This is a genomic window from Streptomyces sp. Z26 (assembly GCF_003665095.1).
Classification (GTDB): Bacteria; Actinomycetota; Actinomycetes; order Streptomycetales; family Streptomycetaceae; genus Streptomyces; species Streptomyces phytohabitans.
On record NZ_RCHV01000002.1, the window covers coordinates 213,603 to 238,415 of the forward strand.

A 24,813-nucleotide genomic window follows, 5' to 3' on the forward strand; every position below is an offset into this window, starting at 1 on the left:
CGTGGGGCGCGGGTGGCGGCGTTCAGAGCAGCGACCGGATGAACCGGCGCGTCTCGTCGGGCGGTTCGGCCTCGGCGCAGAGCCGCTCCATGATGAGCGTGTACTGGTCGACGTTCTCCTGCTTGTCCAGGTAGACGGCGCCGGTCAGCTGCTCCAGGTACACCTTGTCCGGCAGGTCCGGCTCGGCGAAGCGCAGGATGGTGATCGGCGAGCCCGCCGTGGCGTTCGCGCCGACGCTGAACGGGGCGTACTGGAGCGTCACGTTGGGCAGCGCGGTCACCTCCAGCAGGTGCTCCAGCTGACGGCGCATCACCTCCTGCCCGCCGAACGGCCTGCGCAGCACCGCCTCGTCCACGACGGCCCACAGCGTCGGCGCGTTCTCCCGCCGCAGCAGCCGCTGCCGGGCCATGCGCAGCTCCACCAGCCGTTCGATCTTGCGGATCGGCGCGTCCGGGTACCCCATGCGGGTCACCACGCGGGCGTACGACTCGGTCTGGAGCAGGCCGGGCAGGAACTGCACCTCGTACGTGCGGAGGACGGACGCGGACTCCTCCAGCCCGATGTGCAGTTCGAACCAGTCGACGAGCACGTCCGTGTACTCGTGCCACCAGCCGGGCGTGTTGGCCCTGCGGACCAGCTCCCGGTACTCCTCGCGCTCCGCCGGGGAGTGCACGCCGTAGAGGGTCAGCAGGTCGCCGAGGTCGCGGTCCTTGAAGCCGGTCTGGCCGAGTTCGAGGCGGCTGATCTTCGCGTGGGAGCCGCGGATCGCCTTCCCCGCGTCCTCGCGGCTGATCCCGCACCCCTGCCGCAGCTTGCGCAGCCGCGCGCCCAGCGTGATGCGCACCGCGGTCGGGCCGGACCGCGGGGGCTCCGGGCGCCCGTCGGGGCCCGGGTCGCCACTCGGCTGGATCATGGCGGTCATGGCAACTCCTGCGGCTCTGCGGTCGGATGCGGCGTCGGGGGCGGCGACGGTCGGGCGGGAACGGTCGGTGCGGCGGGGCGGGGCGGCGGCGCGTCGGGCGCGGGCCGGCGCGGGGAACCCGGCCGGGCGTCACCTCTTGCGGGCCACCCCCGCGTACAGCGGGAGGTCCGTCGGGCCGAGGGCCCGGTGCCCCAGGTCCATCGGGTCGGGGCGCCAGTTCTGGACCACTTCGAGTCCGGGCTCCAGCAGCTCCATCCCGTCGAAGAAGCGCAGCACCTCGTCCCGGGTGCGGGCCACCACGTTGGAGCCGCCCGCCTTCAGCCCGTCGGTGGCACCCCGCATCTCCGCCGGTTCGAAGTCCTGGGTGACGTGCGTGAGCGCCAGGTAGCTGCCCGACGGCAGCCCGTCGAGGAGGGTGGCCACGATCTCGTACGCGTCCACGCCGTCCGGCAGCCAGTAGACCGTGGCGAGCAGCGTGAGGGCCACGGGCAACTCGGGGTCGAACGTGGCCCGCAGCTCCGGGTGGTCGAGCAGCGCGCGCGGCTCGCACAGGTCGCCCTGTATGTACGCCGTGCCGCCCTCGGGACTGCTGCGGTGCAGCGCGCGGGAGTGGACGAGCACGATCGGGTCGTTGTCGGCGTACACGACGCGGCACTCGGGCGCGACGCGCTGGGCCACCTCGTGCAGGTTGGGCGAGGTGGGTATGCCGGTGCCGATGTCGAGGAACTGCCGTACGCCCTTCTCGGCCGCGAGGTACCGGGCCACGCGGTGCATGAACGCGCGGTTCTGGCGGGCCATGTCGGCGGCGACGGGGAGCGAGGCGAGCAGCTGCTCCGCGGCCTGCCGGTCCGGCGGGTAGTTCGTCTTGCCGCCGAGCAGCACGTCGTAGACGCGGGCGGCGTGCGGCCGGTCCGTGTGCAGCTCCACGGGCGGCTTGGGCTCCACCCGCATCCACTCTTCGGTGTCCGCCATGCCGCGCGGCCCCCTCTCCCGGGCCCTGCGCTCCGGTGGCGGGCCGTCAATCTCCCCACCAGGCTAGCCGGTTGGCGGCGAGGCGCTAGCCTCCGCGTCACGCAGCGTCCGATTCCGGCGCGTGCGGGGGGCTGCGGGCCGTACGGGATGGGGCCGGGGACTCGTACGGCGTGCCGGGCACGGGTCCGTACGGCGTGCCGGGCCGGTTCAGCCGCCGTGCGGGTCGCCGTACACGCCGCCGTGTCCGCCCCGTGGGGCGCGTAACGTGCGGGCGTGCGCCAGGTGGTGGCGCATCTGCGCCCGCGCGCCCGCCGCGTCGCCGCCGAGCATCACGTCGACCAGCGCCACGTGCTGCCGCGCCGACTCGGCCAGCGCGCCGTCCCGTTCGCGGTCGGCGAGCCCGTACAGCCGGGAACGGCGGCGCAGTTCACCGACGACGCGCACCAGGTGCGCGTTGCCCGCGAGGGCCAGCAGGGCGAGGTGGAAGCGGCGGTCGGCGTCGAGGTAGCCGACGACGTCGCCGTCCCGCGCGGCGGTCACCGTCTCCTCGGCCACGGGGCGCAGCGCGCGCAGCCGCTCGGGCGGCGCCGTCTCGGTGACGCGGCCGACGGTGGGCACCTCGATCAGCGCGCGTACCTCGGTGGCGTCGTCCAGGTCCCGTTCGCTGACCTCGGTGACCCGGAAGCCCTTGTTCCGTACGGCCTCGACCAGGCCCTCCCGGGTCAGCTCCAGCATCGCCTCGCGTACGGGCGTCGCGGACACGCCGTACTCGGCGGCGAGGGCGGGCGCGGAGTAGACGGTGCCGGGCCGCAGCTCCCCGGACAGCAGCGCGGCGCGCAGTTCCTGCGCGACCTGGTCGCGCAGGTGCTCCTGGACGGAGACGAGCTTGCGCGGTACGGGGATCTCCATGCGCTTGCCTTCCCGTGGCGCCTCTGGGGCGGCCGGATGAAGCACCAGATCTTACGAGGTGACCTTTCCCGCTTCCCCGCAGGTCCGCACGGCTCGCTCCCGCCTGTACCGGGCCGGGCGCCCCGCCGGGAACGTGTTCCCGGCGGGGCGCCGGGGTGGTCAGCCGATGCCGAGTGAGGCGAGGACCTTCTTCTGGGCCGCGGTGGTCTCGCGCGGGAAGTACAGGTAGCAGACGCCGCCCGTGCCGCTGAGGACCTTGCCGTCGGCGTCCTTGCGCTTGGTGCGCAGCCAGATGTTCTCCCACTGCCGCCGCTTGTAGACGTGGCGGACCGAGGGGTTGTCCGGCGAGGCCGGGTCGTTGGCGACGACGTCGCCCTCGGCGGTGAAGCCGACGACGGTCATCAGGTGCCCGGCCGTGCCGTAGCCCGCGCCGTCCAGCTCCTCCTCGACGAACGACTGCGAGGTGATCAGCGGGATGCCCGCCGCGATCAGCCGCTCGGCGTCCGCCAGTGAGGCGAGGCGCGTGACGACGGCCTGCATGTCGTCGTACGTGGCGGCGTACGCGGCGTTGAACGGCCAGTTGCCGCAGCCCTCGTAGTCGTAGTCGAAGGTGTACCGGGCGGCGTGGCAGACCTGCGGGTCCGCGTAGTCCGGGTTGACCCACGACAGGTCCTCGGGGGTGGGCTTGCGGCCCCAGTGCTCGATGATCATCTGCGAGGAGGTGGGGCTGCACCACGCCTCTCCCCCGCCGTCGTACTCGGGGTACTGGCCCTCGTGGACGTTCTGCGAGTAGCGCGGCACGTCCAGTTCGACACCGGCGGCCGGGCCGGGCTCCGTGGCCGGGACCTCGAAGCGGTCCGGCAGGTCGGAGGCCATCGCGCCGAGGCGCCACACGGTGGGCGTCGCGTCGCCGCCAGGCGCGCGGTGCAGGGTGACGCGCAGCCGGTACGAGGCGAGGCGCGGGCCCGCGTCCAGGTCGTCGATGGCGAACGTGTCGGTGTACACGCTGCTCTTGCCGTCGCCCTGGTCGGGTACGGAGGTGCGGCGCGGCACGTCGTCGCCGTCACCCGCGGTCCACACGCCGAGGGTGTACCAGGGGGTGTCGCCGCCGCCCGTGTACGTGCCTCGCAGTTCGATCCGCAGCCAGGTGCCCGCGGGGGTGTCCGCGTTCCAGGAGGCGATCACCTCGCTCGCGGGCACGGTCGGTTCGTGACGCGGCGAGGTCCACCGGGCGTACTCCCAGGTGGCCTCGGTGCCGGTGTGCGGGTCCGTGTAGGCGACGGTGCCCGCGGGCTTCGCGAGGGTGATGCCGGGCCGGTCGCCGCCCGCGCGGGTGCCCTCGTGGGTGCCGCCCTTCCAGTCGGAGAGGCAGCTCCAGTCGTGGTGGTCGATGAGGTCGTCCTTCCTCGGTCGGCCCGGCCTCCCGCGCCCGCGTCCCGCCGCGCCCTGGTCGGTGCGGGCCGCGGCGGGGGTGGCGGCCCCGGCGGCCGTGGCGAGGGCCGCGGCCAGCACGGTGCGGCGCTTGGCTGGTCTGCTGATCATCTGGTGGTGCCCCCAGTCGGTCGCTGAGATCCGCCGCGCCGGACGTACCGCGCCGGGTCGTACGCGCGAGGCGTGCGTCCGGTGCCGGGTGAGCGGTGGTGTGTGCCCCCGGCGCGGTGCGAGCGGCGCCCCGGGGGAACGGCGTCGCCTCCACTATCGCCGCTGCACGGGCGCGCGGGCCAGTGACCGGGCCAGCGGTGTGCCCGTACACGCGGAAAACATTGGCCGGACCACTGGCGGGAGCGGCGTACGGCGGCGAGCGCGTACGACCGCGGTACCCGCACGCGGTGGCGGCAGCGGCGCACGGCGGCGAGCGCGTACGACCGCGATGCCCGCACGCGGTGGCGGCAGCGGCGCACGGCGGCGAGCGCGTACGACCGCGGTACCCGCACGCGGTGGCGGCAGCGGCGTACGGCGGTGGCGTCCGCGCGCGACGGAGCGCGTACGGCAGGGGGCGATGCGGCGCGCGCACCCGTAGGCTGCCGGAATGCGACAGGTGCACGACCTCGGCGGACTCACCAGCGCGTTGCGCGGACTGCCGCCGTCCTGCGGTCCGGTACGGCTCGTCGGCGTGGACGGTCACGCGGGCTCGGGGAAGACGGCCCTCAGCGCGCGGCTGGCGCGCGCGCTGGGCGGCGCGCCCGTGCTCCATCTCGACGACATGGCGAGCCACGACGCGCTGTTCGACTGGATCGACCGGCTCGACACGGAGGTGCTCGGGCCGCTCGCGCGCGGGGAGCGGGCGCGGTACGGCCGCTACGACTGGGAGCGGCGCACGATCACTCGTACCGCTGAACTCCCGCCCTCCCCCGTCGTCCTGGTCGAGGGGGTCGGCGCCGGACGCCTGGCGCTGCGCCCCCGGCTGGCGGCGCTGCTGTGGATGGATCAGACGCGGGACGTGGCATGGGCGCGCGGAATGCGCCGGGACGGGCCGGATCAAGCCGAATTCTGGCGGGGTTGGCGCGCGGCGGAGGCGGCGCACTTCGCGGCCGACCCGTCCCAGCCGTACGCGGACTACCTGGTGCGGGAGCAGGGCACGGGGTACGTGGTGCGGGAGGGGCCGCCGGGAAACGGATGAACTCGTTCCGGCGTCACCCTCGGTGATCTACGCGCGGAGTACGGCTCGTTCGGGCGGGTAGCGGCCGAGAGTGCCTTGACCGACCGCCGGTGCAGGAATTACGTTCTCAATACGCGGCCTGCGCAGGCCGCACCTGACGCGGAGCCCCTGGTTGTTCCCCCGTGACCGGGGGCTTCGTTCTGCCCAAAACCCGTCCCCCGGACCGGAATTTGCTCACCCTGCGTCACCATGACCGGGGTGCCGCCCACCGCCCCGGCCCCCGCCGCACCCGCCGCGACCGGCCGCTTCACACGTCGCGCGCCGCCCGCGGCGCCCTACGGCGGCGCGGCCCGCGCGGGTACGATGCGAAAGGGGCGCGGAAAGCCGGACACTCCAGGCGCGGAGCGGCAACTTCCGTGTGGGGTACGGCTGTTCGCCCGTCTCCTCCCGGGCGGACGGACGGGTGCGCCGCGGAAGCTGCGGAGGACACGCGTCGTGGGGGAAGTGATGGATTTCGGCAGGCGGGACGCCCGGGGCCTGCACGCCCCTGCCGATCTCGCCTGGCTGCGCGGCGTCGACGCGTACACGGTGGGCGGATACACCGAGGCGGAGGACGAGTTCCGGACAGCCGTACGACTGGACCCGGGCATGGCCGACGGCTGGCTCGGGCTGCACGCCCTGCGGGCGGACACCGGCACGGCGCTGCTGCGGATGTACGAGCACCGGGGCCGGTTCGGGGAGCAGCGCACCCGGCACGGGCGGAACCTCAACTCCTGGTACTGGCTGGGCTGGTGGGTGCAGCCCGTCCTGGAGACCGGCCGCGACCTGCTGCTCGCGCACGCCTCCCACTGGCTCGACGGGCGGCACGTGGCCGAGCTGGACCGGGCGCTCGCCGACTGCCCGCCGGTGGAGACCGACCAGCAGGCGCGCTTCCTGCACGCGTGCCGCGCGTATCTGGCGAAGGACTGGGACCGGCTCGTACGGCACACCGAACCGCTCGTGGACGACCCGCTGCTGGGCATCGAGGCGGGCCTGTTCGCGGGCATGGCACGGGTCAGGCTGGAGATGTTCGCGCAGGCCGAACCGCTGCTCGCCGCCGCCCTGATGCGCTGCCGCAGCGAGCAGCCGCAGCGCAAGGAGCTGCGGTACTGGCTGGCGCGGGCGCGCGAGGGCACCGGCCGCAGCGCCGCCGCCCTGCCGCTGTACCGGGCGGTGCACCGGATCGACCCCGCGTTCATGGACACGGCGGCGCGGCTGACTGCGATCGCGGAGGGCGACGGGCTCGGCGACCCGTCCGGCATGGCCGCCGCCATGTCCACGGCGAACGCCGCGGGCGGCCAGGACCTGCTGGACCCGGGCGCGGACCCGGGCGGCGAGCCCGGCGAAGGACCGGACACCGTCGGCCTGCCGGAATTCGGCGACGACGACCCGGAGCTGGACCTCGACGGCGCCGGGATCGACCCGTTACGCCTCGACGACACCGGCGACCCGCCGCGTACGGACCCCGGTTCCGCGCGGGAACGGCTGACGCGGCGCCACGGCGCGTCCGGCACGGACCGGCTGCCCGTCGGCCCGTCCGACCCGGTGCTGCTCGCGCAGGCGCTGGACGAGCTGGAACGGATGGTGGGGCTGGAGCCGGTGAAGCGGCAGGTCCGCGCACTGTCCGCGCAGCTGCACATGGCGCGGCTGCGCGCGGGCCAGGGGCTGCCCGTGCAGCCGCCGAAGCGGCACTTCATCTTCTCGGGGCCCTCGGGCACGGGGAAGACGACGGTCGCGCGCATCCTCGGCCGGGCGTTCTACGCGCTGGGGCTGCTCGGCGGCGACCATCTGGTGGAGGCCCAACGGGCCGATCTGGTGGGCGAGTTCCTCGGCCAGACCGCCGTCAAGGCGAACGAGCTGATCGACTCGGCGCTGGGCGGCGTCCTCTTCGTGGACGAGGCGTACGCGCTCTCCAACTCCGGTTACAGCAAGGGCGACGCGTACGGCGACGAGGCGCTCCAGGTGCTGCTGAAGCGCGCGGAGGACAACCGGGACCGGCTCGTGGTGATCCTCGCGGGCTACCCGGAGGGCATGGACCGGCTGCTGGCGGCGAACCCGGGGCTGGGTTCGCGCTTCACGACGCGCGTCGACTTCCCCAGCTACCGCCCGCTGGAACTGACCGCGATCGGTGAGGTGTTGGCCGCCGAGAACGGCGACGTGTGGGACGAGGAGTCGCTGGAGGAGCTGCGCAGCATCGGCGGGCACGTCGTCGACCAGGACTGGATCGACGAGCTCGGCAACGGCCGTTTCCTGCGCACCCTCTACGAGAAGAGCTGCGCCTACCGCGACCTGCGGCTCTCCGGCTACTCCGGCACCCCCGACCGGGACGACCTCTCGACGCTGCGGCTGCCGGACCTCATGCAGGCGTACGGCGAGGTCCTCGCGGGGCGCGGGCCGGAGCGCCCGCCGCCGGACGCGCCGCTGATCTGAACGGCGGCGGGGCGCGGCCGTACGGGTACGGTCGCGCCCCGCCCCGCCCGTCAGCCGCCGGACGGGCTCGGTGCCGCGTCCCGGTGCGCGGGGTCCCGCACCTCCCCGACGAGCATCTCCAGCACGTCCTCCAGCGCGACCAGCCCCAGCACCCGCCCGCCCGGGTCGGCGACGGCGGCCAGGTGCGAGGCGGCGTTCCGCATCGCGCCGAGGGCGTCGTCCAGGGGCAGTTCGGCGCGCAGGGTGGCCATCGGCCGCCACAGGCGCTGCGGCACGGCGCGGTCGACGTGCTCGACGTCGAGGACGTCCTTGACGTGCACGTAGCCCATGAAGGCGCCGTCGGCGGCGCGTACGGGGAAGCGGGAGTAGCCCGTGCGGACCGTCAGCTCCTCGATGGCGCGCGGGGTGACGGACGCGTCGACCGTCACCAGGTCCGCCGGGTCCAGCAGCACGTCGGTGACCGGCCGGGAGCCCAACTCCAGTGCGTCCGCGAGGCGTTCGTGCTCCTCGTGGTCGAGGAGCCCGGCCTGCCGGGAGTCCTCCACCAGGTGCGTCAGCTGCTCGCTGGTGAAGACGGCGTCGACCTCGTCCTTCGGTTCGACGCCGAACGCCCGCAGGATGACGCCCGCGCAGGCGCCGAGCGCCACGGTGAACGGGCGGCACAGCCGGGCGAACGTGACCAGCGCCGGGCTGAACCAGAGCGCCGTACGCTCCGGCGCGGCCATCGCCAGGTTCTTCGGCACCATCTCCCCGATGACGAGGTGCAGGAAGACGACGGCGGCCAGCGCGATGACGTACCCCAGCGGATGCACCAGCGCCTCCGGCACCCGTACGGCGTGGAACACCGGCTCCAGCAGGTGCGCCACGGTCGGTTCGGCCACGGCGCCCAGGGTGAGCGAGCAGATGGTGATGCCGAACTGCGCGGCCGCCATCATCTGCGGCAGGTTCTCCAGCCCGGTGAGCACCCGGCGGGCGCGGGCCGAGCCCTCGGCCGCGAGGGGCTCGATCTGGCTGCGGCGGACGGAGACGAGGGCGAACTCGGCGCCGACGAAGAAGCCGTTGGCGAGCACCAGCACACCGGCGAAGAGGAGTTGGAGGACGCTCACGACGCCGCCCCCGCCCGTACGCCGCGCGCCGCGCGCGTACCCGCGCCCGCGTCCGGAACCCGGTGCGGGTCCGCGGCGGGCGCGCCGTCGCGCGCGCCCGTACGCGGGCCGGGTGGCGCGGGCGCCCGCGCGCCGGTGGTCTCCGCGCCGGGCGCCCCGGGCGCGGCGGGTTCCGTGCGCACCAGGCGTACGCGCTCGGCGCGGTGGTGGGTGACCAGGCGCACCCGCAGCTGCCAGCCGCCGGGGCCGTCCAGCCGGGCGGTGTCGCCGGGCGCGGGGATGCGCCCGAGGACGTCCGCGACGAGTCCGGCCACCGTCTCGTACGGCCCGTCGGGCGCCTCCAGGCCGATCCGCCGCAGCGTGTCGACGCGGCAGGCGCCGTCGGCCTCCCAGGCGGGGAGCCCGTCGGGGTCGGGGACGACGGCGAGCGGCGGCGGGTCCTCGTCGTCGTGCTCGTCGCGGACCTCCCCGACGAGTTCCTCGACGATGTCCTCCAGGGTGACGACCCCGGCGGTGCCGCCGTACTCGTCGACGACGACCGCGATCGGCTGCTCGCTGCGCAGCCGCTCCAGCAGCGGCTGCACGGGCAGGCTGCCGGGGACCAGCAGGGCGGGCACGGTGATGCGGGACACGGGGGTGCGGGGGCGCTCGTCGCGCGGGACCGTCAGCGCGTCCTTGAGCTGGACGATGCCGGTGACCTCGTCCAACCGCTCGCGGTAGACGGGGAAGCGGGAGAGGCCGGTGGCGCGCGTCAGGTTCAGCACGTCCTGCACGGTGGCCCCGGTCTCCAGCCCGCAGACGCGCACGCGCGGTGTCATCACGCGCTGCGCGGTGAGGTCCCCGAGCGACAGGGTGCGCACGAACAGGTCCGCGATGTCCTGCTCGATGGCCCCGGCGCGGGCCGAGTGCCGGGCGAGCGAGACGAGTTCACCGGGCGTACGGGCGGACGCCAGCTCCTCCGCGGGCTCGACGCCGAAGAGGCGGACGAGGCGGTTGGCGACGGCGTTCAGCAGGGCGATCACCGGGCGGAAGAACGTGGCGAACACCCGCTGCGGCCCGGCGACGAAGCGCGCGACGGCCAGCGGCCGGGACACGGCCCAGTTCTTCGGTACGAGTTCGCCCACCACCATCTGCACGGCGGACGCGGTGAACATGCCGACGAGCACGGCCACCCCGGGCACCACGCCCGTGGGCAGCCCGGTCGCGGTGAGCGGGCCGTCCAGCAGGGAGGCGAGCGCGGGCTCGGCCAGCATGCCGACGACGAGGGAGGTGAGGGTGATGCCGAGCTGGGTGCCGGAGAGCTGGAACGACAGCTCGCGCAGGGCCCGTACGACGCTGCGGGCGCGGCGGTCGCCGGCGGCCGCGGCACGTTCGGCTTCGGGGCGCTCTACGGTGACGAGGCCGAACTCGGCGGCCACGAAGAAGCCGTTGGCGAGGATCAGCAGGAAGGCCGCGGTGAGCAGCAGCAGGGGCGTGGTCACCGGCGCTCACCCCGTGCGGCGCGGCGCGCGCCGCGCTGTTCCCGTTCCTCTCGGCAGGCCGTCGCTCCGCGGGGGGCGACGGCGCGGGTACTGCCAGACGTTCCGTCCATCGGTGGAGGGGGTCACTCCTCGGTTCGCAGGGGTCCGCGCGGGGGCGGGGCGGCCGGGCGCCGCGACGCACCAGAGTAGTCAAAGGAGGGCGGCCCGTGGAGTCTCCAGTTCGCGCCCGACCGGTCACCCGGAGTGTCCGGGGGCGGCCCAACCGGCCCCGTACGGGGCGCCGTTCCGTACCCGCGCACGTCACGCCGTACGGGTCCGGGCGTACGGGTCCGGGTCGCGCGCCCCGGAGCCGTCAGCGCTCCGGGGTGCCGTACCGCTCCGCGAGGGCGCGCAGCGTACGGGCGTCGCTGACGGCCTGCTCCTTGGCGACGCCCGGCTGGATGCCCATCGCGGGGAGGCTGGTGCCGTCCGCGAGGTCCAGGTACACCCACGGGTCGCCCGCCCGCAGGTTCACGCGCAGGATCTCCGCCCAGTCCAGATGGCGGGTGGTGGTGAGGTTCACGACGGTGACGCCGTCCGTCGCCGCGATCACGTGCGGGCGGCTGAGCAGCAGCAGGACGGCGAGGAACAGCGCCCCGGTGAGGACGAAGCTGCTCCGCTCCCCCGGGCTCAGCGTGTCCAGCACCAGCGCGACGACGCTGATCACCGCGCAGGCGGCGACGCCCACACCGATCAGGACCACGCGGGTACGGGTCGGCCGGAAGGTGACGGGCAGGTCGGGCAGGCGGGCGGGGGCGGGCGAGGACTCGGACATGTGGACTCCCCGCCGGTCAGAGGCGGCAGGCGTGGATGCCGGTGGTGAGGATGGCGCGGGCGCCCAGCTCGTAGAGGTCGTCCATGATCCGCTGGGCCTCGTTGGTGAGCACCATGGACCGTACGGCGACCCAGCCCTCGTCGTGCAGCGGCGAGACGGTGGGCGACTCCAGGCCGGGGGTGAGGGCCACGGCGGCCTCCAGACGCTCGGCGCGGATGTCGTAGTCCATCATCACGTACCGCCGGGCGACGAGGACGCCCTGCATCCGGCGCAGGAACTGCTGCACCTTGGGGTCGTCGGCGGCGGCGCCCGCACGTCGTACGACGACGGCCTCGGAGTGCAGGATCGGGTCGCTGATGATCTTTAGACCTGCGTTGCGGAGGGTGGTGCCCGTCTCCACGACGTCGGCGATGACCTCGGCGACGCCGAGCTGGATGGCGGTCTCGACGGCGCCGTCGAGGCGGACCACGGAGGCGTCCACCCCGTTGTCCGCGAGGTGGCGGCCGACGAGTCCGGGGAAGGAGGTGGCGACGGTCATCCCGCCGAACTCGGTGACGTCCTTCGCCGTGCCCGGCCGGGTGGCGTAGCGGAACGTGGAGCCCGCGAAGCCGAGCCGGAGGATCTCCTCGGCGTTCGCGCCGGAGTCCAGCAGCAGGTCCCGGCCGGTGATGCCGATGTCGAGCTTGCCGGAGCCGACGTACACGGCGATGTCGCGGGGGCGCAGGAAGAAGAACTCGACGCCGTTGTCGGCGTCCGCGAGGACCAGCTCGCGGCGGTCCTTGCGCTGCCGGTAACCCGCCTCATGCAGCATCGCCGACGCGGGGTCGGAGAGTGAACCCTTGTTGGGGACGGCGATGCGCAGCATGGACGGGCTTCCTTCGGTGCGGTGGTGCGCGTACGGGCGGAGGGGTGCGGCGTGCGGGGGTTCGGGGTGGCGCGGAGGGCCGGGCCCGGTGGGGCCGCGGGCTCAGAGATGAGCGTATACGTCGTCGAGGGAGACGCCGCGGGCGATCATCATGACCTGCACGTGGTAGAGCAGCTGGGAGATCTCCTCCGCCGTGCGGTCCTCACCCTCGTACTCGGCGGCCATCCACACCTCGGCCGCCTCCTCGACGACCTTCTTCCCGATCGCGTGCACGCCCTTGCCGACCAGTTCGGCGGTGCGGGAGGTGATCGGGTCGCCGGTGGCGGCTTTCTGCTGGAGCTCGTCGAAAAGCTCCTCGAATGTCTTGTTGGCCATGGTGGGGCAACTCTACGTGGCGGCTGTACGGGTCAGCGTGCCGGGACGGGTACGGCGCGCAGGGCCGCGGCCGTGGCGACGGCGGCGGTGACCGCTTCGTGCCCCTTGTCCTCGTTCGATCCGGGCAGCCCGGCGCGGTCGAGGGCCTGGTCGTCGGTGTCGCAGGTGAGGACGCCGAAGCCGACGGGCACGCCGGTGTCGACGGAGACCTGGGTGAGGCCCTGGGTCACGCCCTGGCACACGTAGTCGAAGTGCGGGGTGCCGCCCCGGACGACGACGCCGAGGGCGACGACCGCGTCGTACCCCCGGTCGGCCAACACCCTGGCGGCGACGGGCAGTTCGAAGCTGCCGGGGACGCGGACCACGGCGGGCTCCGCGGCGCCCAGCTCGCGCAGCGCGCGCAGGGCGCCGTCGAGGAGGCCGTCCATGACCTTCTCGTGCCACTGCGCGGCGACCACCGCGACCCGCAGGTCGCCGCAGTCGGTGACGGTCAGTCGGGGTGCGCCGTTGCCGCTCACGTCGTTCTTCTCTCCTCGTCCGGGGTGCTGCCGGTGGTCAGGGGTGGGGTCGTACGGGTCCTACGAGTCGTGCGGGTCGTGCGGGTCCTACGGGTCGTGCGGTTGGTACGGGGTGGCGCGGCGGGTGTGCCGGGCGGCCGGGCCGGGTGGCGGCTCACTGGTTGCCGCACGCGGAGACCGCGGCGGCCGCGAGCGCGCCGTCCAGGCCGGGCAGGTCGTGGCCCATGCGGTCGCGCTTGGTGCGCAGGTAGCGGATGTTGTGCTCGCCCGCCTGCACGGGCATCGGCTCGCGGCCCTCGACGCGCAGCCCGTGCCGCAGCAACGCGTCGGTCTTGTCGGGGTTGTTGGTCATCAGCCGCAGGGAGCGCACACCGAGGTCGGTGAGGATCCGCGCGGCGGCGCCGTAGTCGCGGGCGTCGGCGGGGAGGCCGAGCGCGAGGTTGGCGTCGAGGGTGTCGTGGCCGCTCTCCTGCAACTCGTACGCGCGCAGCTTGGGCAGCAGCCCGATGCCGCGGCCCTCGTGGCCGCGCAGGTAGAGGACGACGCCGCGGCCCTCGGCCTGGACGCGGGCCAGGGACTCCTGGAGCTGCGGGCCGCAGTCGCAGCGCAGCGAGCCGAAGACGTCGCCGGTGAGGCACTCGGAGTGGACGCGCACCAACACGTCGGCGCCGTCGCCCAGTTCGCCCGCGACGAGCGCGACGTGCTCGACGCCGTCGGTGGTGGAGCGGTAGCCGTACGCGCGGAAGTCGCCGTGCCGGGTGGGCAGTCGGGTCACGGCCTCGCGGCGTACGACGGGCTCTTCGGAGCGGCGGTACGCGATGAGGTCCTCGATGGAGATGATCGCCAGGCCGTGCTTGCGCGCGAACGGCACCAGCTCCGGCAGCCGCAGCATCGAGCCGTCCTCGGCGGCGATCTCCACGATGGCCGCGGCGGGCCGCAGTCCGGCCAGCCGGGCCAGGTCGACGCCCGCCTCGGTGTGCCCGGGGCGTTCCAGCACGCCGCCCTCGCGGGCGCGCAGCGGGAAGACGTGGCCGGGGCGTACGAAGTCGTCGGCGGCGGCGCCGGGTTCGGCCAGGAGGCGGATGGTGGTGGCGCGGTCGGACGCGGAGATGCCGGTGGTCACGCCGTGCGCGGGGGCGGCGTCGACGGAGACGGTGAACGCCGTGCGCATCGACTCGCCGTTCCGCTCGACCATCTGCGGCAGGTCGAGCCGGTCCAGCTCGGAGGGGACCAGCGGCGCGCAGATCAGGCCCCGGCACTCGCTCATCATGAACGCGATGATCTCGGGGGTGACCCGTTCCGCGGCGACGATCAGGTCGCCCTCGTTCTCCCGGTCCTCGTCGTCCACCACGACGACGGGCCGCCCGGCGGCGATGTCCGTGACGGCGCGCGCGACGGGGTCGAGCACGAGGTCCCGCCCGTCGTACGGGCCGGGCGCGGGGGCGGGGACTGCTGCGGGCGTGCCGTGCGGTGCGGTCATGCGGCCGCTCCTTCCAGGACGGGCTGCTGCGGTGCCGGGTGCCGACGCGTCCGGAGCCACCAGGCGCGCAGGCCCCACAGGACGAGGCCGAGGTAGACGACGTAGACGAGCCCGGAGAAGGCCAGTCCGCTGCTGAACGCAAGCGGCACGCCGACGACGTCCACCAGCAGCCACGCGAACCAGAACTCGACGAGCCCGCGCGCCTGCGCGGCCATCGCCGCGAGGGTGCCGACGAAGATGTACGCGTCCGGCCACGGGTTCCAGGACAGCGACGGCACCAGCGTGAACAGGGTGCCGACGGCGAGCGTGCCCACCGCCGTGCCGGCGGCCAGCAGGCCGCGTTCGCGCGGGGTGGCGAAGCGGACGGCGACGGCGCCGTCCGCGTCCTGGCGGGCGCCGCGCCGCCACTGCTGCCAGCCCCAGACGGATACGGCGACGACGAGCAGCTGCTTGCCGACGCCGCCGGACAGCTGCGCGGAGGCGTACGCGGTGACGAGGACCAGGCCGGACAGCAGCTGCGCGGGCCAGGTCAGCAGGGAGCGGCGCCAGCCGAGCGCGAGGGCGAGCAGGCCGATGACGTTGCCGAGCATGTCGGACCAGATGACGTGCTGCCCGAACGCGGTGAACGCCTCGCCGTTGAGCCAGTCGAAGGCGCTCATCGGGCACCCTCCCCGGCGGGCGTGACGGTGGCGGTGGCGGTGGGGGCGGCGGGCGCACCGGCGGTGGCGTTCGCGCCGAGCAGCCGTTCCACGTACTTGGCGAGCACGTCGACCTCCAGGTTGACCGGGTCGCCGACCCGCTTGACGCCGAGGGTCGTCAGGTCGAGCGTCGTGGGGATCAGGCTGACGGTGAACGAGTCGTCGCCCGCCTCGACGACCGTGAGGGAGACGCCGTCGACGGTGATGGAGCCCTTCTCCACGACGTAGCGGGCGAGGCCGTCCGGCAGGGCGACCCGTACCAGCTCCCAGTGGTCGCCGGGCACCCGCTCGGTGAGGGTGCCGGTGCCGTCGACATGGCCCTGTACGAGGTGGCCGCCGAGCCTGCCGCCGAGCGCCATGGGGCGTTCGAGGTTGACGCGGTCGCCGGTGCGCAGGGCGCCGAGGCAGGAACGGTGCAGGGTCTCGGCCATGACGTCGGCGGTGAACGCGCCGTCGTCCGCCGTGACCACGGTCAGGCAGACGCCGTTGACGGCGATCGAGTCGCCGTGCCGCGCGCCCTCGGTGACGAGGGGGCCGCGCAGCCGGAAGCGGGAGGAGTCGCCACGGTTCTCCACGGCGACGACCTCGCCCAGCTCTTCGACGATTCCGGTGAACATCAGGGTCGGTTCTCCTCGCGGGCGTCGGGGACGGCGGGGTCGGGGACGGCGGCGACCGCGGGCGTGGTCGGGCCGGGGTTCGGGGCGGGGGCGTCGAGTACGGCGGTGATCCGCAGGTCGGGTCCCAGCCGGGCGGTGTCGGTCACGCTCAGCCGCAACGCCGCGCCGATCGTGGGGATTCCGGCGTCCCCGAGCGCGGCCGGTCCGGCGCCGAGCAGCACGGGCGCCAGATAGCCCACGACCCGGTCGACGGCCCCGGCCGCCAGGAACGCCCCGGCCAGCACCGGACCGCCCTCCAGCAGCACGGAACGTACGTCCCGCGCGTACAGCTCGCGCAGCAGCGCGGTCAGCGACAGCCCCGGCCCGTCGGCGTTCCGCGGCAGCCGTACGACCTCGACGGCCGCCGCCAGCCGCGTCGCGTCGGCGTCCGCCGCGACGGCGACCAGCGTCGGCGCGGCGCCGTCCAGGACGCGGGCGGTGGGCGCCGTACGGGCCTCGGTGTCCAGGACGACGCGCAGCGGCTGGTCGGCGCCCTCGACGCCGCGCACCGCGAGGTGCGGGTCGTCGGCGCGCTGGGTGCCGGAGCCGACGAGCACCGCGTCGCAGGCGGCGCGCAGCCGGTGCACGTCGGCGCGGGACTCCTCGGAGGTGATCCAGCGGCTGGTGCCGTCGGCGGCGGCGCTGCGGCCGTCGAGGGTGGCGGCGTACTTCCAGGTGACGTACGGGAGTCCGCGGCGTACGGCGGTCAGCCAGGCGGCGTTCCCGGCGGCGGCCTCGGCGGCGAGCAGCCCGACGGCGGTGTCGACCCCGGCGTCCGCGAGGACGGCGGCGCCGCCGCGCGCCTCGGGGGCGGGGTCGGGCACGGCGTACACGACGCGGGCGATCCCGGCGTCGAGGAGCGCCCGGGTGCAGGGGCCGGTGCGGCCGGTGTGGCGGCACGGCTCCAGGGTGACGACGGCGGTGCCGCCGCGGGCGTCGTCCCCGGCCTCGGCCAGCGCGTGCACCTCGGCGTGCGGGCCGCCCGCGCGCTGGTGCCAGCCCTCGCCCACGACGGCGCCGTGCCGGTCGAGGACGACGCAGCCGACGACGGGGTTGGGGCTGGTGGAGCCGAGTCCGCGGGCGGCCAGCTCGACGGCACGGCGCATGGCGGCCGTCTCGGCGGCGGACGCCGACGTGTCGGGTGCGGCTTCGGGGGCCACCGGGTCTCCTGCCTCTTCGGGCACGGACTCCGGGGCGCAGACGGACGGCTGCGGTGGACGGGCGCGCGAACGCGGACACCGCCCGAACGGGCAGGGGCCCGCCCCTCAACGGGGAAGGGCCGCCGACGGAGGCGGTGTACCGGTCTCGGCCCGCCGCGCACTGCCTCCCATCCGGACTTTCACCGTCGGTCCAGGAATCTCACCTGGTCAACCGGCCGCTGGCTGCGGACGGGTCGCGGACTGTAACCGCCGGTTCGGACTTTCACCGACCCCGGAGTGCGCTTGCGTCACTGGTACGCCCTCCAGTCTGCCACGCCCGTACGTGCCCGCGCCGCCCGGTGTGGGCTCTCTCACAGCGGGCCGCCGACGAGCCCGTACGGCGGCCCCCGTACGTACGTGCCGGGGCCCGCGTGCGTACGCCGACCCGCGCGGAGGCGTGTGCCCCCGCGCGAGCGGGCACGGTCCCGACCATGGATCAGACCGGCGGCCTGCGGGCCACTCGAAGGGCGCGGATCGCCGTCGCCGTCGTCTTCGCCGCGCACGGCGCGGCGAGCGGCACGTTCGCCACCCGCATCCCGTGGATTCGCGAGCATCTCGACCTGGGGCCGGGGGCGTTGGGGCTGGCGCTGGTGTGCATGACGGCGGGTGCCTCGGCGGCGATGCCGCTGGCGGCGCCCCTCGCGCACCGCCACGGGCCGCGCGCCGCGCTGCGCTGGCTGTCGGTGCTGTGCTGCGCGGGCCTGCTGTTGCCGCCGTTGATGCCCGCGCTGGGCTGGCTGTGCCTGGGGCTGTTCCTGTACGGCTGCGGGCTGGGCCTGATGGACGTCGCGATGAACGCGCAGGGGGTTCAGGTCGAGGAGCGGTACGGACGCTCGGTGATGTCCGGGCTGCACGGCATGTGGAGCGTGGGCACGCTCGCGGGCGGCGCCGTGGGCGCGCTCGCGGCGCACGCCGGGCTGGACGCGCGGGTCCATGTGGCGCTGGCCGCGCCGGTGCTGGCCGTGGTCGCGGTGACGGCGTGCCGTTGGACGCTGGACATCCGCGCGCCCGGCGCCGGTACGCGGGAGGGGACGGACGGCGGGAGCGGGGGCGACGAGGTGGAGCCGCCGCGCTTCGCGCTGCCGAGCCGCGGGGTGCTCGCGATCGGCGCCGTCGGCTTCTTCGCGGTCTTCGCGGAGGGCGCGTCCATGGACTGGTCGGGCATCTACCTCAGCGACGTGACCGACGCGGGCCCCGGCCTCTCGGCCGCCGCGTACACGGCGTTCGCCTGCACGATGGCCGTGGCCCGGCTCGTGGGCGACGCCGTGGTGAGCCGCTTCGGGGCGGTCCGTACGGTGCGGGCGGGCGGTGTCCTCGCGACGGCCGGCGGGCTGCTGGTCGTGGTGGCGCGGGTCCCGGTGGCGGCCGTCGCGGGCTTCGCGCTGATCGGCGTGGGCATCGCGGTGGTCGTGCCGCTGTGCTTCGCGGCGGCGGGCCGTACGGCGACCGCCGCGCCCGGCCAGGCGATCGCGGGCGTGGCGACGCTGGCGTACGCGTCGGGGCTCGCGGCTCCGGCGGCGGTCGGCTGGATCGCGGAACTCACCTCGCTGTCCGTGTCGTTCGGGCTGGTGACCGTGCTCGCGTCGGGCCTGGTGGTGTGCGCCGGGGTGCTCGGGCGGGAGCCGGGCACGGAGCCGGACGGCGGGGGCGCGCGTACGCACGCCGGTGGCACCGGCCCGGCGCGCGAGGCGCGGGACCCCGCCGGGGGCGGCGCCCCGGACCGGCTCGGCAAGGACCCGCGCAGCGGCGCGGACCTGGGCTGACACCGCACGCGCGGGCGGGGCTCCCGCGCGGCACGTACGGGCGGCGGCGCACGCCCGGCGGCGCCCGGCGCGTCACACGGCGTACGGTTCCGGGTCCCCCGTCCGGGGGCACTGCGGAGCGGTGACGCCCCCCGGGCGGGCACAGCTGGGAGCCTGCACGCCATGACGTCAGCAGAGCAACTTCCCGTACGCGGTGCGGTGGACGCGGACTGGGTGGTCCGCCGCATGCGCGGCCTCGGCGCGGCCCTTCCCCCGGACGACGGGGTGGCGGTCTTCAACCAGGTGTACCTCGACGTGGCCGAGGAGCTGCGGCAGCGTCTGGAACGGGGCCACTTCGAGGACCGGGCGGCGGCCGTCGCGGGCGAGTTGGGCGTGCGGTTCGCGGAGCGGTACCTGGCGGCGGTCGACGCCGCGGCGGCGGGACGGCGGGCGCCCGCGTGCTGGCGTCCGCTGTTCCAGCTGCGGCACCATCCCGCCGTACGGCCCGCGCAGTTCGCGCTGGCCGGGATCAACGCGCACGTCGGGCACGACCTTCCGCTGGCGCTGTTGGACGTGTGCGCCGAGCGCGGTGTCGAACCGGTGCTGCTGGAGGGCGCGTTCGAGCAGCTCGGTGAGCTGCTGGCGGAGCTGGAGGAGCGGATCAGGGACGAACTCCTGCCGGAACCGGACGTCCTGGACGTGGCGGACCCGCTGGCGCACCTGGCGGGGGCGTGGAGCCTGGAGCGGGCCCGGGACGGCGCGTGGGCGGCGTTCCGCGCGCTGTGGGAGCTGCGCGGCGACCCGGAGCTGGCGGGCGAGCTGGCCGAACGGCTGGGCGCGGGCGCGGGGTTGGCGGGCCGCCTCCTGCTCACCCCGCTGCGGGGGTGACCGTACGGCGCGGCGGGGCGTACGGGCGGGGGCCGCGCCCGTACGCCCCACCGGGCGCCGTCAGTCGTCCGGCAGCTCGACCGGCGCGATCCGGTCGTACACGTCGCCGGGCCCCGGGTTGCCCGGGTCGGTGGCGCCCCCGAGGTGGTGCATGACGCCCCAGACCGCGTTCAGCGCGGTCTGCACGGCGCCCTCGGCCCAGCCCGCCGTCCACGACACGTCGTCGCCCGCGAGGAACAGCCCGCGTCGCCCCTCGGGCAGCCGGTCCTGCATGAAGTGGGTGAACAGGCGCCGCTGGTAGCGGTAGTGGCCGGGCAGGTTGGCCTTGAACGCGCCCATGAAGTACGGCTCGTTCTCCCACGACACGGTGACGGGGTCACCGATGACGTGCTTGCGGATGTCGACACGTGGATAGATCTCCCGCAGCGACTTGAGCATGACCTCCAGCCGCTCGTTCGGCTTCAGCGGCAGCCACTTCAGGCTGTCGTCGCACCAGGTGTACGAGAGGCACATGACGGCGGGCCGGTCGGGACCGTTCTCCAGCAGGTACGTGCCGCGGGTCATCCGGTCGGTGAGCGTCATGCTCATGGTGTCGCGGCCGGTGGGCGTGCCGTCGTCGGCGACGGCCTCGTCCCGCCAGAACGGCCGGTCGACCGGCACGAACAGCTTGGACGACTCCATGTAGTGGGTGCGTTCGACGGCCGTCCAGTGGTCGATGGGCAGCAGCGCGTCATCGCAGTCGATCTTGCTCAGCAGCATCCAGGACTGCGCCGTGAAGACCGCCGCCCGGTAGGTGCGCACCGCCCCGCTCGCGTCGGTCACCGTGACCCGGTCGCCCGCCGTGCGGTGCAGCCGCGTGACCGCGCCGCGCGGGCGGCCCTCCGGGTGCAGGTCCGCGAGGGAGGTGCCGTGCGGCCAGTACGTGAGCTTGCCGGGCCGCCGTTCCCACAGCCGCAGCGGGAGCTGCTGGCTGCCGCCGACGATGCCGCGGTGGTCGTCGTCGGCGCCGGTGTAGACGACGCGGAGGATCTCCAGGATGGAGTGGGGGAAGTCGGTGTCCCAGCCGCCGGTGCCGAAGCCGACCTGCCCGAAGATCTCGCGGTGCCGGAAGGACGCGAAGGCCGGGGAGTCGCAGAGGAAGCCGTAGAACGTCTGGTTGTCGAGCCGTTCGACCAGACCGGACCAGATCTCGCGGACGCGCGGCACGTCGCGCGCGCGGATCGCGCGCTGCATGGCGGAGAAGTCGGCGCCCTCCTCCAGGCAGGTCTGCCAGGCGCGCATCACGTCGTGGTAGACCTCCGGCAGGTCGTCGAGGGTACGGGCGTAGTGCGAGCGGCCCTTCAGGTCGACGACCGTGGACGGGGTGTCCGGCGCCAGCGGGTTGGGGAACGGCTCGGTCTCCAGCTCCGCCAGGTCGACGTAGTGCCGGAAGGCGGTCGAGGACGGCGGGAAGCGCATCGCGCCCAGCTCCGCGGTGAGTTCCGGGTCGCAGCCCTCGAAGGATGCGGTGCGCAGGCGGCCGCCGAGCTGGTCGGCCTCGTACACGACGGGCTTGAGGCCCATCTTCATCAGCTCGTACGCGGTGACGAGCCCGGACAGCCCGCCGCCGACGACGGCGACCTCCGTGCCGTGCGCGGCGGCGGGGACGGCGCCGATCCCGGCGGGGTGCGCGAGGAAGTCGTCGTAGGCGAACGGGAAGTCGGGGCCGAACATCGTCAGCGGACGCTCCCCGTCCCCGGCGGCCCGCGCGCCGGGCCCCTCCTCCTCGTGGACTGCGGTGGGCACCATGGAAGTCATCGGCGCGGCTCTCCTTGCGGCGGTACGTGCGGGTGTGCGGGCGGGGTGCGGGTGCGGTACGGCGTGGGCTACGCGCCGTACAACTCCGGGCGCCGGTCGGCGAGATACGTGTTCTCCGCGCGGGACGCGGCCAGCAGCCCGAGGTCGACGTCGGCGACGAGCAGGTCCGCGCCGTCGCCCGCGCGGGCGGGCACGGTGCCGTCCGGCGCGGCCAGGCAGCTCAGCCCGGTGAAGGCGAACTCCCCTTCCGTACCGCACCTGTTGGCGTACGCGACGTACAGCTGGCTCTCCCACGCGCGCGTGGGCACGACGGTGCGCGCCACCCGCTCGTACGGACGCATCAGCGCGGTCGGCACCAGCAGCACCTGGGTGCCCGCGAGGGCGTGGGCGCGGACGGGTTCGGGGAACTCCACGTCGTAGCAGACGAGCAGGCCAAGGCGGACGCCGTCGAGGTCGGCCTGGACGACGAGGGTGTCGCCCGGGGTGAAGTGGGCGGTCTCCCAGCCGCCGTAGAGGTGCGTCTTGCGGTAGTCCGCGAGCGGGGCGCCGTCCGGGCCGACGAGCCGTACGGAGTTGTGGAGGCGGTCCCCGGCGCGCTCGGGGTAGCCGTAGGCGACGGCGACGCCGTGCGCGGCGGCGACGCGGGCGACGGCCTGGGCGGACGGGCCGTCGGCGGGCTCGGCACGTTCGGCCGGGCGGTCGCCCAACGCGTAGCCGGTCAGGGACAGTTCGGGGGTGACGAGCAGCCGGGCGCCCGCGGCGGCGGCGCGGCGGGCGGCGCGGTCGAGGGCGTCGAGTCCGGCGTCGACGGTGGCGGGTACGCCGACGGGTCCCTGGGACAGCGCGATACGCAGCGGCGGCATGGGACCTCGGGGCTGGGGTGCGGGTACGGGGCGGGGGTGTGCCCGTACCGGGGTGCGGCGGGACGTCTCGACGCTACGTGCGGGGCGCGGGCGGCGACAAGCGGCGTCCGTTGCGCATCCGGCGGCCTTCCGTTGCGTACGGAGCGGGGTCCGCGGCGAATCGTTGCGCGCCGGACACCCCGACATCGCGGTACCGGCGGGGGTGCCCGCTCGCTGGGCTGAGCGCCCGTACCGGGGCGGGCACGGGCGGAGGGCACGCGAGGGGGACGGACGTGGCCATGACGGACGGAACGGCGGCGGCCGAGCCGGAACGCTGGTCGGCGATCGCCTGGCAGCGGCGGCACGCGCCCGCCCTCGCCCAGCCCGGCCCGGCGCGTCAGCCGGGCGGTGAGCCCGCCGAGTAGCGGCGCAGCAGCGGGGACAGCACCAGCACGGACTTCGTGCGTTCCACGAAGGGCTCCCCCGCGATCCGTTCCAGCACCCGTTCGAAGTGCCGCATGTCGGACGCGAAGACCTGCACGATGGCGTCCGCGTCGCCGGTGACGGTGGACGCGGACGCCACCTCCGGGTAGCGCGACAGGGCGCGGCGGATGTCGGCGGGGGCGGTCTTGGAGCGGCAGTACATCTCGATGTAGCCCTCCGTCTCCCAGCCGAGCGCGGCCGGGTCCACCCGTACGGTGAACCCGGTGATCGCGCCTTCCTCCCGCAGCCGGTCCACGCGCCGCTTCACCGCGGGCGCGGACAGGCCGACCTCGGCGCCGATGTCGGCGTAGCTGCGGCGGGCGTCCAGGGCGAGGACGTGGACGATGCGTTCGTCGAGTTCGTTCAGGTGGCGCACGGCGGGCGGGTCACTTCTCTGCGGTGTCGGTGTCGGCCGCCACGGCGGTGGCGCCGGTGGCGAGTCGGGAGCGGCGGATGCCGTACGCGAAGTACAGCACAAGGCCCGCCGCCATCCAGACCCCGAAGACGACCCAGGTCACGGTGTCCAGGCTGGTCATCATCCAGAGGCAGAGCAGGAAGCCGACCGCCGGGAAGACCGGCGCGAGGGGCACCCGGAACGTACGCGGCAGCCCGGGGCTGGTGCGGCGCAGCACGATCACCGCGATGTTCACCAGGGCGAACGCGAAGAGGGTGCCGATGCTGGTGGCGTCGGCCAGCCTGCCCAGCGGTACGGCGGCCGCGAGCCCGCCGCAGAAGACGGAGACGAGCACGGTGTTGGCGCGCGGCGTGCCCGTACGCGGGTGGACCTCCGACAGCACGCGGGGCATCAGGCCGTCGCGGGACATGGCGAAGAGGATGCGCGTCTGACCATAGAGGACGGTGAGGACGACGCTGGCGATGGCGACGACCGCGCCGAACGCCAGCACCGTGGCCCACAGGTCCTGGCCGGTCACGTCGCGCATGATGCCCGCGAGCGCGGCCTCCGAGCCGTCGAACTCCCGCCACGGCAGCGCCCCGACGGCCGCCGCCGCGACCAGGCAGTACAGCGCGGTGACCAGCACCAGCGACAGCATGATGGCGCGCGGCAGGTCGCGCTGCGCGTCCCGCGCCTCCTCGCCCGCCGTGGAGGCCGCGTCGAAGCCGATGTACGAGAAGAACAGCGTCGCTCCGGCGGCGCTCACCCCCGCCATGCCGAGCGGCATGAACGGCGTGTAGTTGCCCGCCCGTACGCCGCTGAAGGCGACCGCGCAGAACAGCAGCAGCGCCGCGACCTTCACCGCGACCATGATGGTGTTGGCGCGGGCGCTCTCGCGGGCGCCGCCGAGGAGGAACGCCATCGCGAGGAGCACGACGAGCAGCGCGGGCAGGTTGAACACGCCGCCCTCCCCCGGCGGACCCGCCACCACCTCGGGGATGGTCACGCCGAGGGTGCCGTCGAGGAGTTCGTTGAGGTAGTCGCCCCAGCCGACGGCGACGGCGGCCACCGACACCCCGTACTCCAGGATCAGGCACCAGCCGCACACCCAGGCGACGACCTCGCCGAGGGTGGCGTAGGCGTACGAGTACGAGGAGCCGGCGACCGGGATGGTGCCGGCCAGTTCGGCGTACGAGAGGGCGGAGAACAGCGCCGTCAGCCCGGCGATCACGAACGACACCACGACGGCGGGACCCGCCTCCGGCACCGCCTCGCCGAGCACGACGAAGATGCCGGTGCCGAGGGTGGCGCCGACGCTGATCATCGTCAGCTGCCAGAGCCCGAGGGTGCGGCGCAGCGAGCCGCCCGCGCCCTGGCCGCCCTCCGCGACGAGCAGGTCGACGGGCTTGCGCCGGGCCAGCCGGGCGCGGAGCGGGACGGGCGCGCCGGGCCCGGGGCGCGGTCCGGTTCCGCCGGGGGTGGACGGGGGTTCGGCGGGGGCGGCGCCCTGGTCGAGCACGGCTGGCTCCTCGGGTTCGGCTGCGGTCGGACCGGTGGGCGCCCGACGACGGGCGTGCCCGCCCGTCCGGCGGTCCCGCCGTTCC

23 protein-coding genes and 1 riboswitch are annotated in these 24,813 nt (G+C 74.8%); of the genes, 5 read left to right on the plus strand and 18 right to left on the minus strand.

What is annotated here, in order from left to right; translation table 11 throughout:
- Positions 1-22 precede the first annotated feature (22 nt).
- The 4 genes from D7M15_RS00960 to D7M15_RS00975 all read right to left on the minus strand — a co-directional run bounded on the left by D7M15_RS00960 (position 23) and on the right by D7M15_RS00975 (position 4,345).
- The gene (locus D7M15_RS00960) at positions 23-922 is read right to left on the minus strand and encodes a helix-turn-helix transcriptional regulator (RefSeq protein ID WP_121515730.1); all 900 of its coding nucleotides are present in this window, start codon (positions 920-922) and stop codon (positions 23-25) included.
- A gap of 129 nt (positions 923-1,051) precedes the next feature.
- Complete coding sequence (locus D7M15_RS00965; protein WP_121515731.1) at positions 1,052-1,894, minus strand: SAM-dependent methyltransferase; 843 nt, start codon at positions 1,892-1,894, stop codon at positions 1,052-1,054.
- Between the two features lie 207 nt (positions 1,895-2,101).
- Positions 2,102-2,803, minus strand: a complete 702-nt coding sequence (locus tag D7M15_RS00970) for a GntR family transcriptional regulator (RefSeq protein ID WP_121515732.1) — start codon at positions 2,801-2,803, stop codon at positions 2,102-2,104.
- A gap of 159 nt (positions 2,804-2,962) precedes the next feature.
- Positions 2,963-4,345, minus strand: a complete 1,383-nt coding sequence (locus D7M15_RS00975; RefSeq protein ID WP_121515733.1) for a peptidase C39 family protein — start codon at positions 4,343-4,345, stop codon at positions 2,963-2,965.
- Positions 4,346-4,832: 487 nt separating this feature from the next.
- On the opposite strand from D7M15_RS00975, the gene D7M15_RS00980 reads away from it, so the two are divergent.
- Positions 4,833-5,423: a hypothetical protein gene (locus D7M15_RS00980; RefSeq protein WP_121515734.1), complete on the plus strand. Its 591-nt coding sequence runs from the start codon at positions 4,833-4,835 to the stop codon at positions 5,421-5,423.
- A 486-nt stretch (positions 5,424-5,909) separates the two neighbouring features.
- Entirely contained in the window at positions 5,910-7,871 is a 1,962-nt protein-coding gene (locus tag D7M15_RS00985) for an AAA family ATPase (protein ID WP_121515735.1), read from the plus strand.
- A 50-nt stretch (positions 7,872-7,921) separates the two neighbouring features.
- Here D7M15_RS00985 and D7M15_RS00990 read toward each other — a convergent pair whose 3' ends face one another.
- The 10 genes from D7M15_RS00990 to ribD all read right to left on the minus strand — a co-directional run bounded on the left by D7M15_RS00990 (position 7,922) and on the right by ribD (position 16,970).
- The gene (locus tag D7M15_RS00990) at positions 7,922-8,977 is read right to left on the minus strand and encodes a hemolysin family protein (protein ID WP_121515736.1); all 1,056 of its coding nucleotides are present in this window, start codon (positions 8,975-8,977) and stop codon (positions 7,922-7,924) included.
- Positions 8,974-10,458, minus strand: coding sequence for a hemolysin family protein (locus tag D7M15_RS00995; protein WP_121515737.1), 1,485 nt, complete (start codon positions 10,456-10,458; stop codon positions 8,974-8,976). The genes D7M15_RS00990 and D7M15_RS00995 overlap by 4 nt, the downstream gene beginning before the upstream one ends.
- 352 nt (positions 10,459-10,810) lie before the next feature.
- Positions 10,811-11,272: a PH domain-containing protein gene (locus D7M15_RS01000; RefSeq protein ID WP_121515738.1), complete on the minus strand. Its 462-nt coding sequence runs from the start codon at positions 11,270-11,272 to the stop codon at positions 10,811-10,813.
- Between the two features lie 16 nt (positions 11,273-11,288).
- Positions 11,289-12,137, minus strand: coding sequence for an ATP phosphoribosyltransferase (gene hisG, locus D7M15_RS01005; RefSeq protein ID WP_121515739.1), 849 nt, complete (start codon positions 12,135-12,137; stop codon positions 11,289-11,291).
- Positions 12,138-12,239: 102 nt separating this feature from the next.
- Positions 12,240-12,512, minus strand: a complete 273-nt coding sequence (locus tag D7M15_RS01010; protein ID WP_121515740.1) for a phosphoribosyl-ATP diphosphatase — start codon at positions 12,510-12,512, stop codon at positions 12,240-12,242.
- Between the two features lie 32 nt (positions 12,513-12,544).
- Entirely contained in the window at positions 12,545-13,030 is a 486-nt protein-coding gene (ribH, locus tag D7M15_RS01015; RefSeq protein ID WP_121515741.1) for a 6,7-dimethyl-8-ribityllumazine synthase, read from the minus strand.
- A 154-nt stretch (positions 13,031-13,184) separates the two neighbouring features.
- Positions 13,185-14,510 (minus strand): bifunctional 3,4-dihydroxy-2-butanone-4-phosphate synthase/GTP cyclohydrolase II, encoded by a 1,326-nt coding sequence (locus D7M15_RS01020; protein ID WP_121515742.1) that lies wholly within the window; start codon positions 14,508-14,510, stop codon positions 13,185-13,187.
- Complete coding sequence (locus D7M15_RS01025; RefSeq protein WP_121515743.1) at positions 14,507-15,169, minus strand: nicotinamide mononucleotide transporter family protein; 663 nt, start codon at positions 15,167-15,169, stop codon at positions 14,507-14,509. Before D7M15_RS01025 ends, D7M15_RS01020 begins: the two co-directional genes overlap by 4 nt.
- Positions 15,166-15,825: a riboflavin synthase gene (locus D7M15_RS01030; protein ID WP_121515744.1), complete on the minus strand. Its 660-nt coding sequence runs from the start codon at positions 15,823-15,825 to the stop codon at positions 15,166-15,168. The genes D7M15_RS01025 and D7M15_RS01030 overlap by 4 nt, the downstream gene beginning before the upstream one ends.
- The gene (gene ribD / locus D7M15_RS01035) at positions 15,825-16,970 is read right to left on the minus strand and encodes a bifunctional diaminohydroxyphosphoribosylaminopyrimidine deaminase/5-amino-6-(5-phosphoribosylamino)uracil reductase RibD (protein ID WP_121520075.1); all 1,146 of its coding nucleotides are present in this window, start codon (positions 16,968-16,970) and stop codon (positions 15,825-15,827) included. Before ribD ends, D7M15_RS01030 begins: the two co-directional genes overlap by 1 nt.
- A 207-nt stretch (positions 16,971-17,177) precedes the next feature.
- Positions 17,178-17,308: riboswitch (FMN riboswitch) on the minus strand.
- Positions 17,309-17,434: 126 nt separating this feature from the next.
- Between ribD and D7M15_RS01040 the strand changes: the two genes are divergently transcribed.
- Both D7M15_RS01040 and D7M15_RS28325 read left to right on the plus strand, forming a co-directional pair.
- Entirely contained in the window at positions 17,435-18,826 is a 1,392-nt protein-coding gene (locus D7M15_RS01040; protein WP_276314411.1) for an MFS transporter, read from the plus strand.
- Between the two features lie 162 nt (positions 18,827-18,988).
- A complete protein-coding gene (locus tag D7M15_RS28325) occupies positions 18,989-19,693 on the plus strand; it encodes a DUF5995 family protein (RefSeq protein ID WP_165906179.1) in 705 nt (234 codons plus the stop codon).
- A gap of 60 nt (positions 19,694-19,753) precedes the next feature.
- On the opposite strand, the gene D7M15_RS01050 is transcribed toward D7M15_RS28325, so the two are convergent.
- Together D7M15_RS01050 and D7M15_RS01055 are read right to left on the minus strand one after the other, a co-directional pair.
- Positions 19,754-21,490: an NAD(P)/FAD-dependent oxidoreductase gene (locus D7M15_RS01050; RefSeq protein WP_121515745.1), complete on the minus strand. Its 1,737-nt coding sequence runs from the start codon at positions 21,488-21,490 to the stop codon at positions 19,754-19,756.
- A gap of 68 nt (positions 21,491-21,558) precedes the next feature.
- On the minus strand, positions 21,559-22,353 hold the full coding sequence (locus D7M15_RS01055; protein ID WP_121515746.1) for a carbon-nitrogen hydrolase family protein: 795 nt from the start codon (positions 22,351-22,353) through the stop codon (positions 21,559-21,561).
- A 278-nt stretch (positions 22,354-22,631) separates the two neighbouring features.
- On the opposite strand from D7M15_RS01055, the gene D7M15_RS29325 reads away from it, so the two are divergent.
- Entirely contained in the window at positions 22,632-22,757 is a 126-nt protein-coding gene (locus tag D7M15_RS29325; RefSeq protein ID WP_276314412.1) for a hypothetical protein, read from the plus strand.
- On the opposite strand, the gene D7M15_RS01060 is transcribed toward D7M15_RS29325, so the two are convergent.
- Both D7M15_RS01060 and D7M15_RS01065 read right to left on the minus strand, forming a co-directional pair.
- Complete coding sequence (locus D7M15_RS01060) at positions 22,730-23,182, minus strand: Lrp/AsnC family transcriptional regulator (RefSeq protein ID WP_121520077.1); 453 nt, start codon at positions 23,180-23,182, stop codon at positions 22,730-22,732. The genes D7M15_RS29325 and D7M15_RS01060 overlap by 28 nt on opposite strands.
- A 19-nt stretch (positions 23,183-23,201) precedes the next feature.
- Complete coding sequence (locus D7M15_RS01065; protein ID WP_121515747.1) at positions 23,202-24,728, minus strand: amino acid permease; 1,527 nt, start codon at positions 24,726-24,728, stop codon at positions 23,202-23,204.
- Positions 24,729-24,813 lie beyond the last annotated feature (85 nt).

Excerpts from the sequence above, each read along its gene's own strand:
- D7M15_RS28325 (WP_165906179.1), top strand. The coding sequence starts at position 18,989 with ATGACGTCAGCAGAGCAACTTCCCGTACGCGGTGCGGTGGACGCGGAC.
- D7M15_RS00965 (WP_121515731.1), bottom strand. The coding sequence starts at position 1,894 with ATGGCGGACACCGAAGAGTGGATGCGGGTGGAGCCCAAGCCGCCCGTG.
- hisG (WP_121515739.1), bottom strand. The coding sequence starts at position 12,137 with ATGCTGCGCATCGCCGTCCCCAACAAGGGTTCACTCTCCGACCCCGCG.
- D7M15_RS00985 (WP_121515735.1), top strand. The coding sequence starts at position 5,910 with ATGGATTTCGGCAGGCGGGACGCCCGGGGCCTGCACGCCCCTGCCGAT.
- D7M15_RS01025 (WP_121515743.1), bottom strand. The coding sequence starts at position 15,169 with ATGAGCGCCTTCGACTGGCTCAACGGCGAGGCGTTCACCGCGTTCGGG.
- D7M15_RS00960 (WP_121515730.1), bottom strand. The coding sequence starts at position 922 with ATGACCGCCATGATCCAGCCGAGTGGCGACCCGGGCCCCGACGGGCGC.
- D7M15_RS01030 (WP_121515744.1), bottom strand. The coding sequence starts at position 15,825 with ATGTTCACCGGAATCGTCGAAGAGCTGGGCGAGGTCGTCGCCGTGGAG.
- D7M15_RS00980 (WP_121515734.1), top strand. The coding sequence starts at position 4,833 with ATGCGACAGGTGCACGACCTCGGCGGACTCACCAGCGCGTTGCGCGGA.
- D7M15_RS29325 (WP_276314412.1), top strand. The coding sequence starts at position 22,632 with ATGACGGACGGAACGGCGGCGGCCGAGCCGGAACGCTGGTCGGCGATC.
- D7M15_RS00975 (WP_121515733.1), bottom strand. The coding sequence starts at position 4,345 with ATGATCAGCAGACCAGCCAAGCGCCGCACCGTGCTGGCCGCGGCCCTC.
- D7M15_RS01050 (WP_121515745.1), bottom strand. The coding sequence starts at position 21,490 with ATGACTTCCATGGTGCCCACCGCAGTCCACGAGGAGGAGGGGCCCGGC.
- D7M15_RS01020 (WP_121515742.1), bottom strand. The coding sequence starts at position 14,510 with ATGACCGCACCGCACGGCACGCCCGCAGCAGTCCCCGCCCCCGCGCCC.
- D7M15_RS01055 (WP_121515746.1), bottom strand. The coding sequence starts at position 22,353 with ATGCCGCCGCTGCGTATCGCGCTGTCCCAGGGACCCGTCGGCGTACCC.
- D7M15_RS00970 (WP_121515732.1), bottom strand. The coding sequence starts at position 2,803 with ATGGAGATCCCCGTACCGCGCAAGCTCGTCTCCGTCCAGGAGCACCTG.
- ribD (WP_121520075.1), bottom strand. The coding sequence starts at position 16,970 with ATGCGCCGTGCCGTCGAGCTGGCCGCCCGCGGACTCGGCTCCACCAGC.
- D7M15_RS01010 (WP_121515740.1), bottom strand. The coding sequence starts at position 12,512 with ATGGCCAACAAGACATTCGAGGAGCTTTTCGACGAGCTCCAGCAGAAA.
- D7M15_RS01000 (WP_121515738.1), bottom strand. The coding sequence starts at position 11,272 with ATGTCCGAGTCCTCGCCCGCCCCCGCCCGCCTGCCCGACCTGCCCGTC.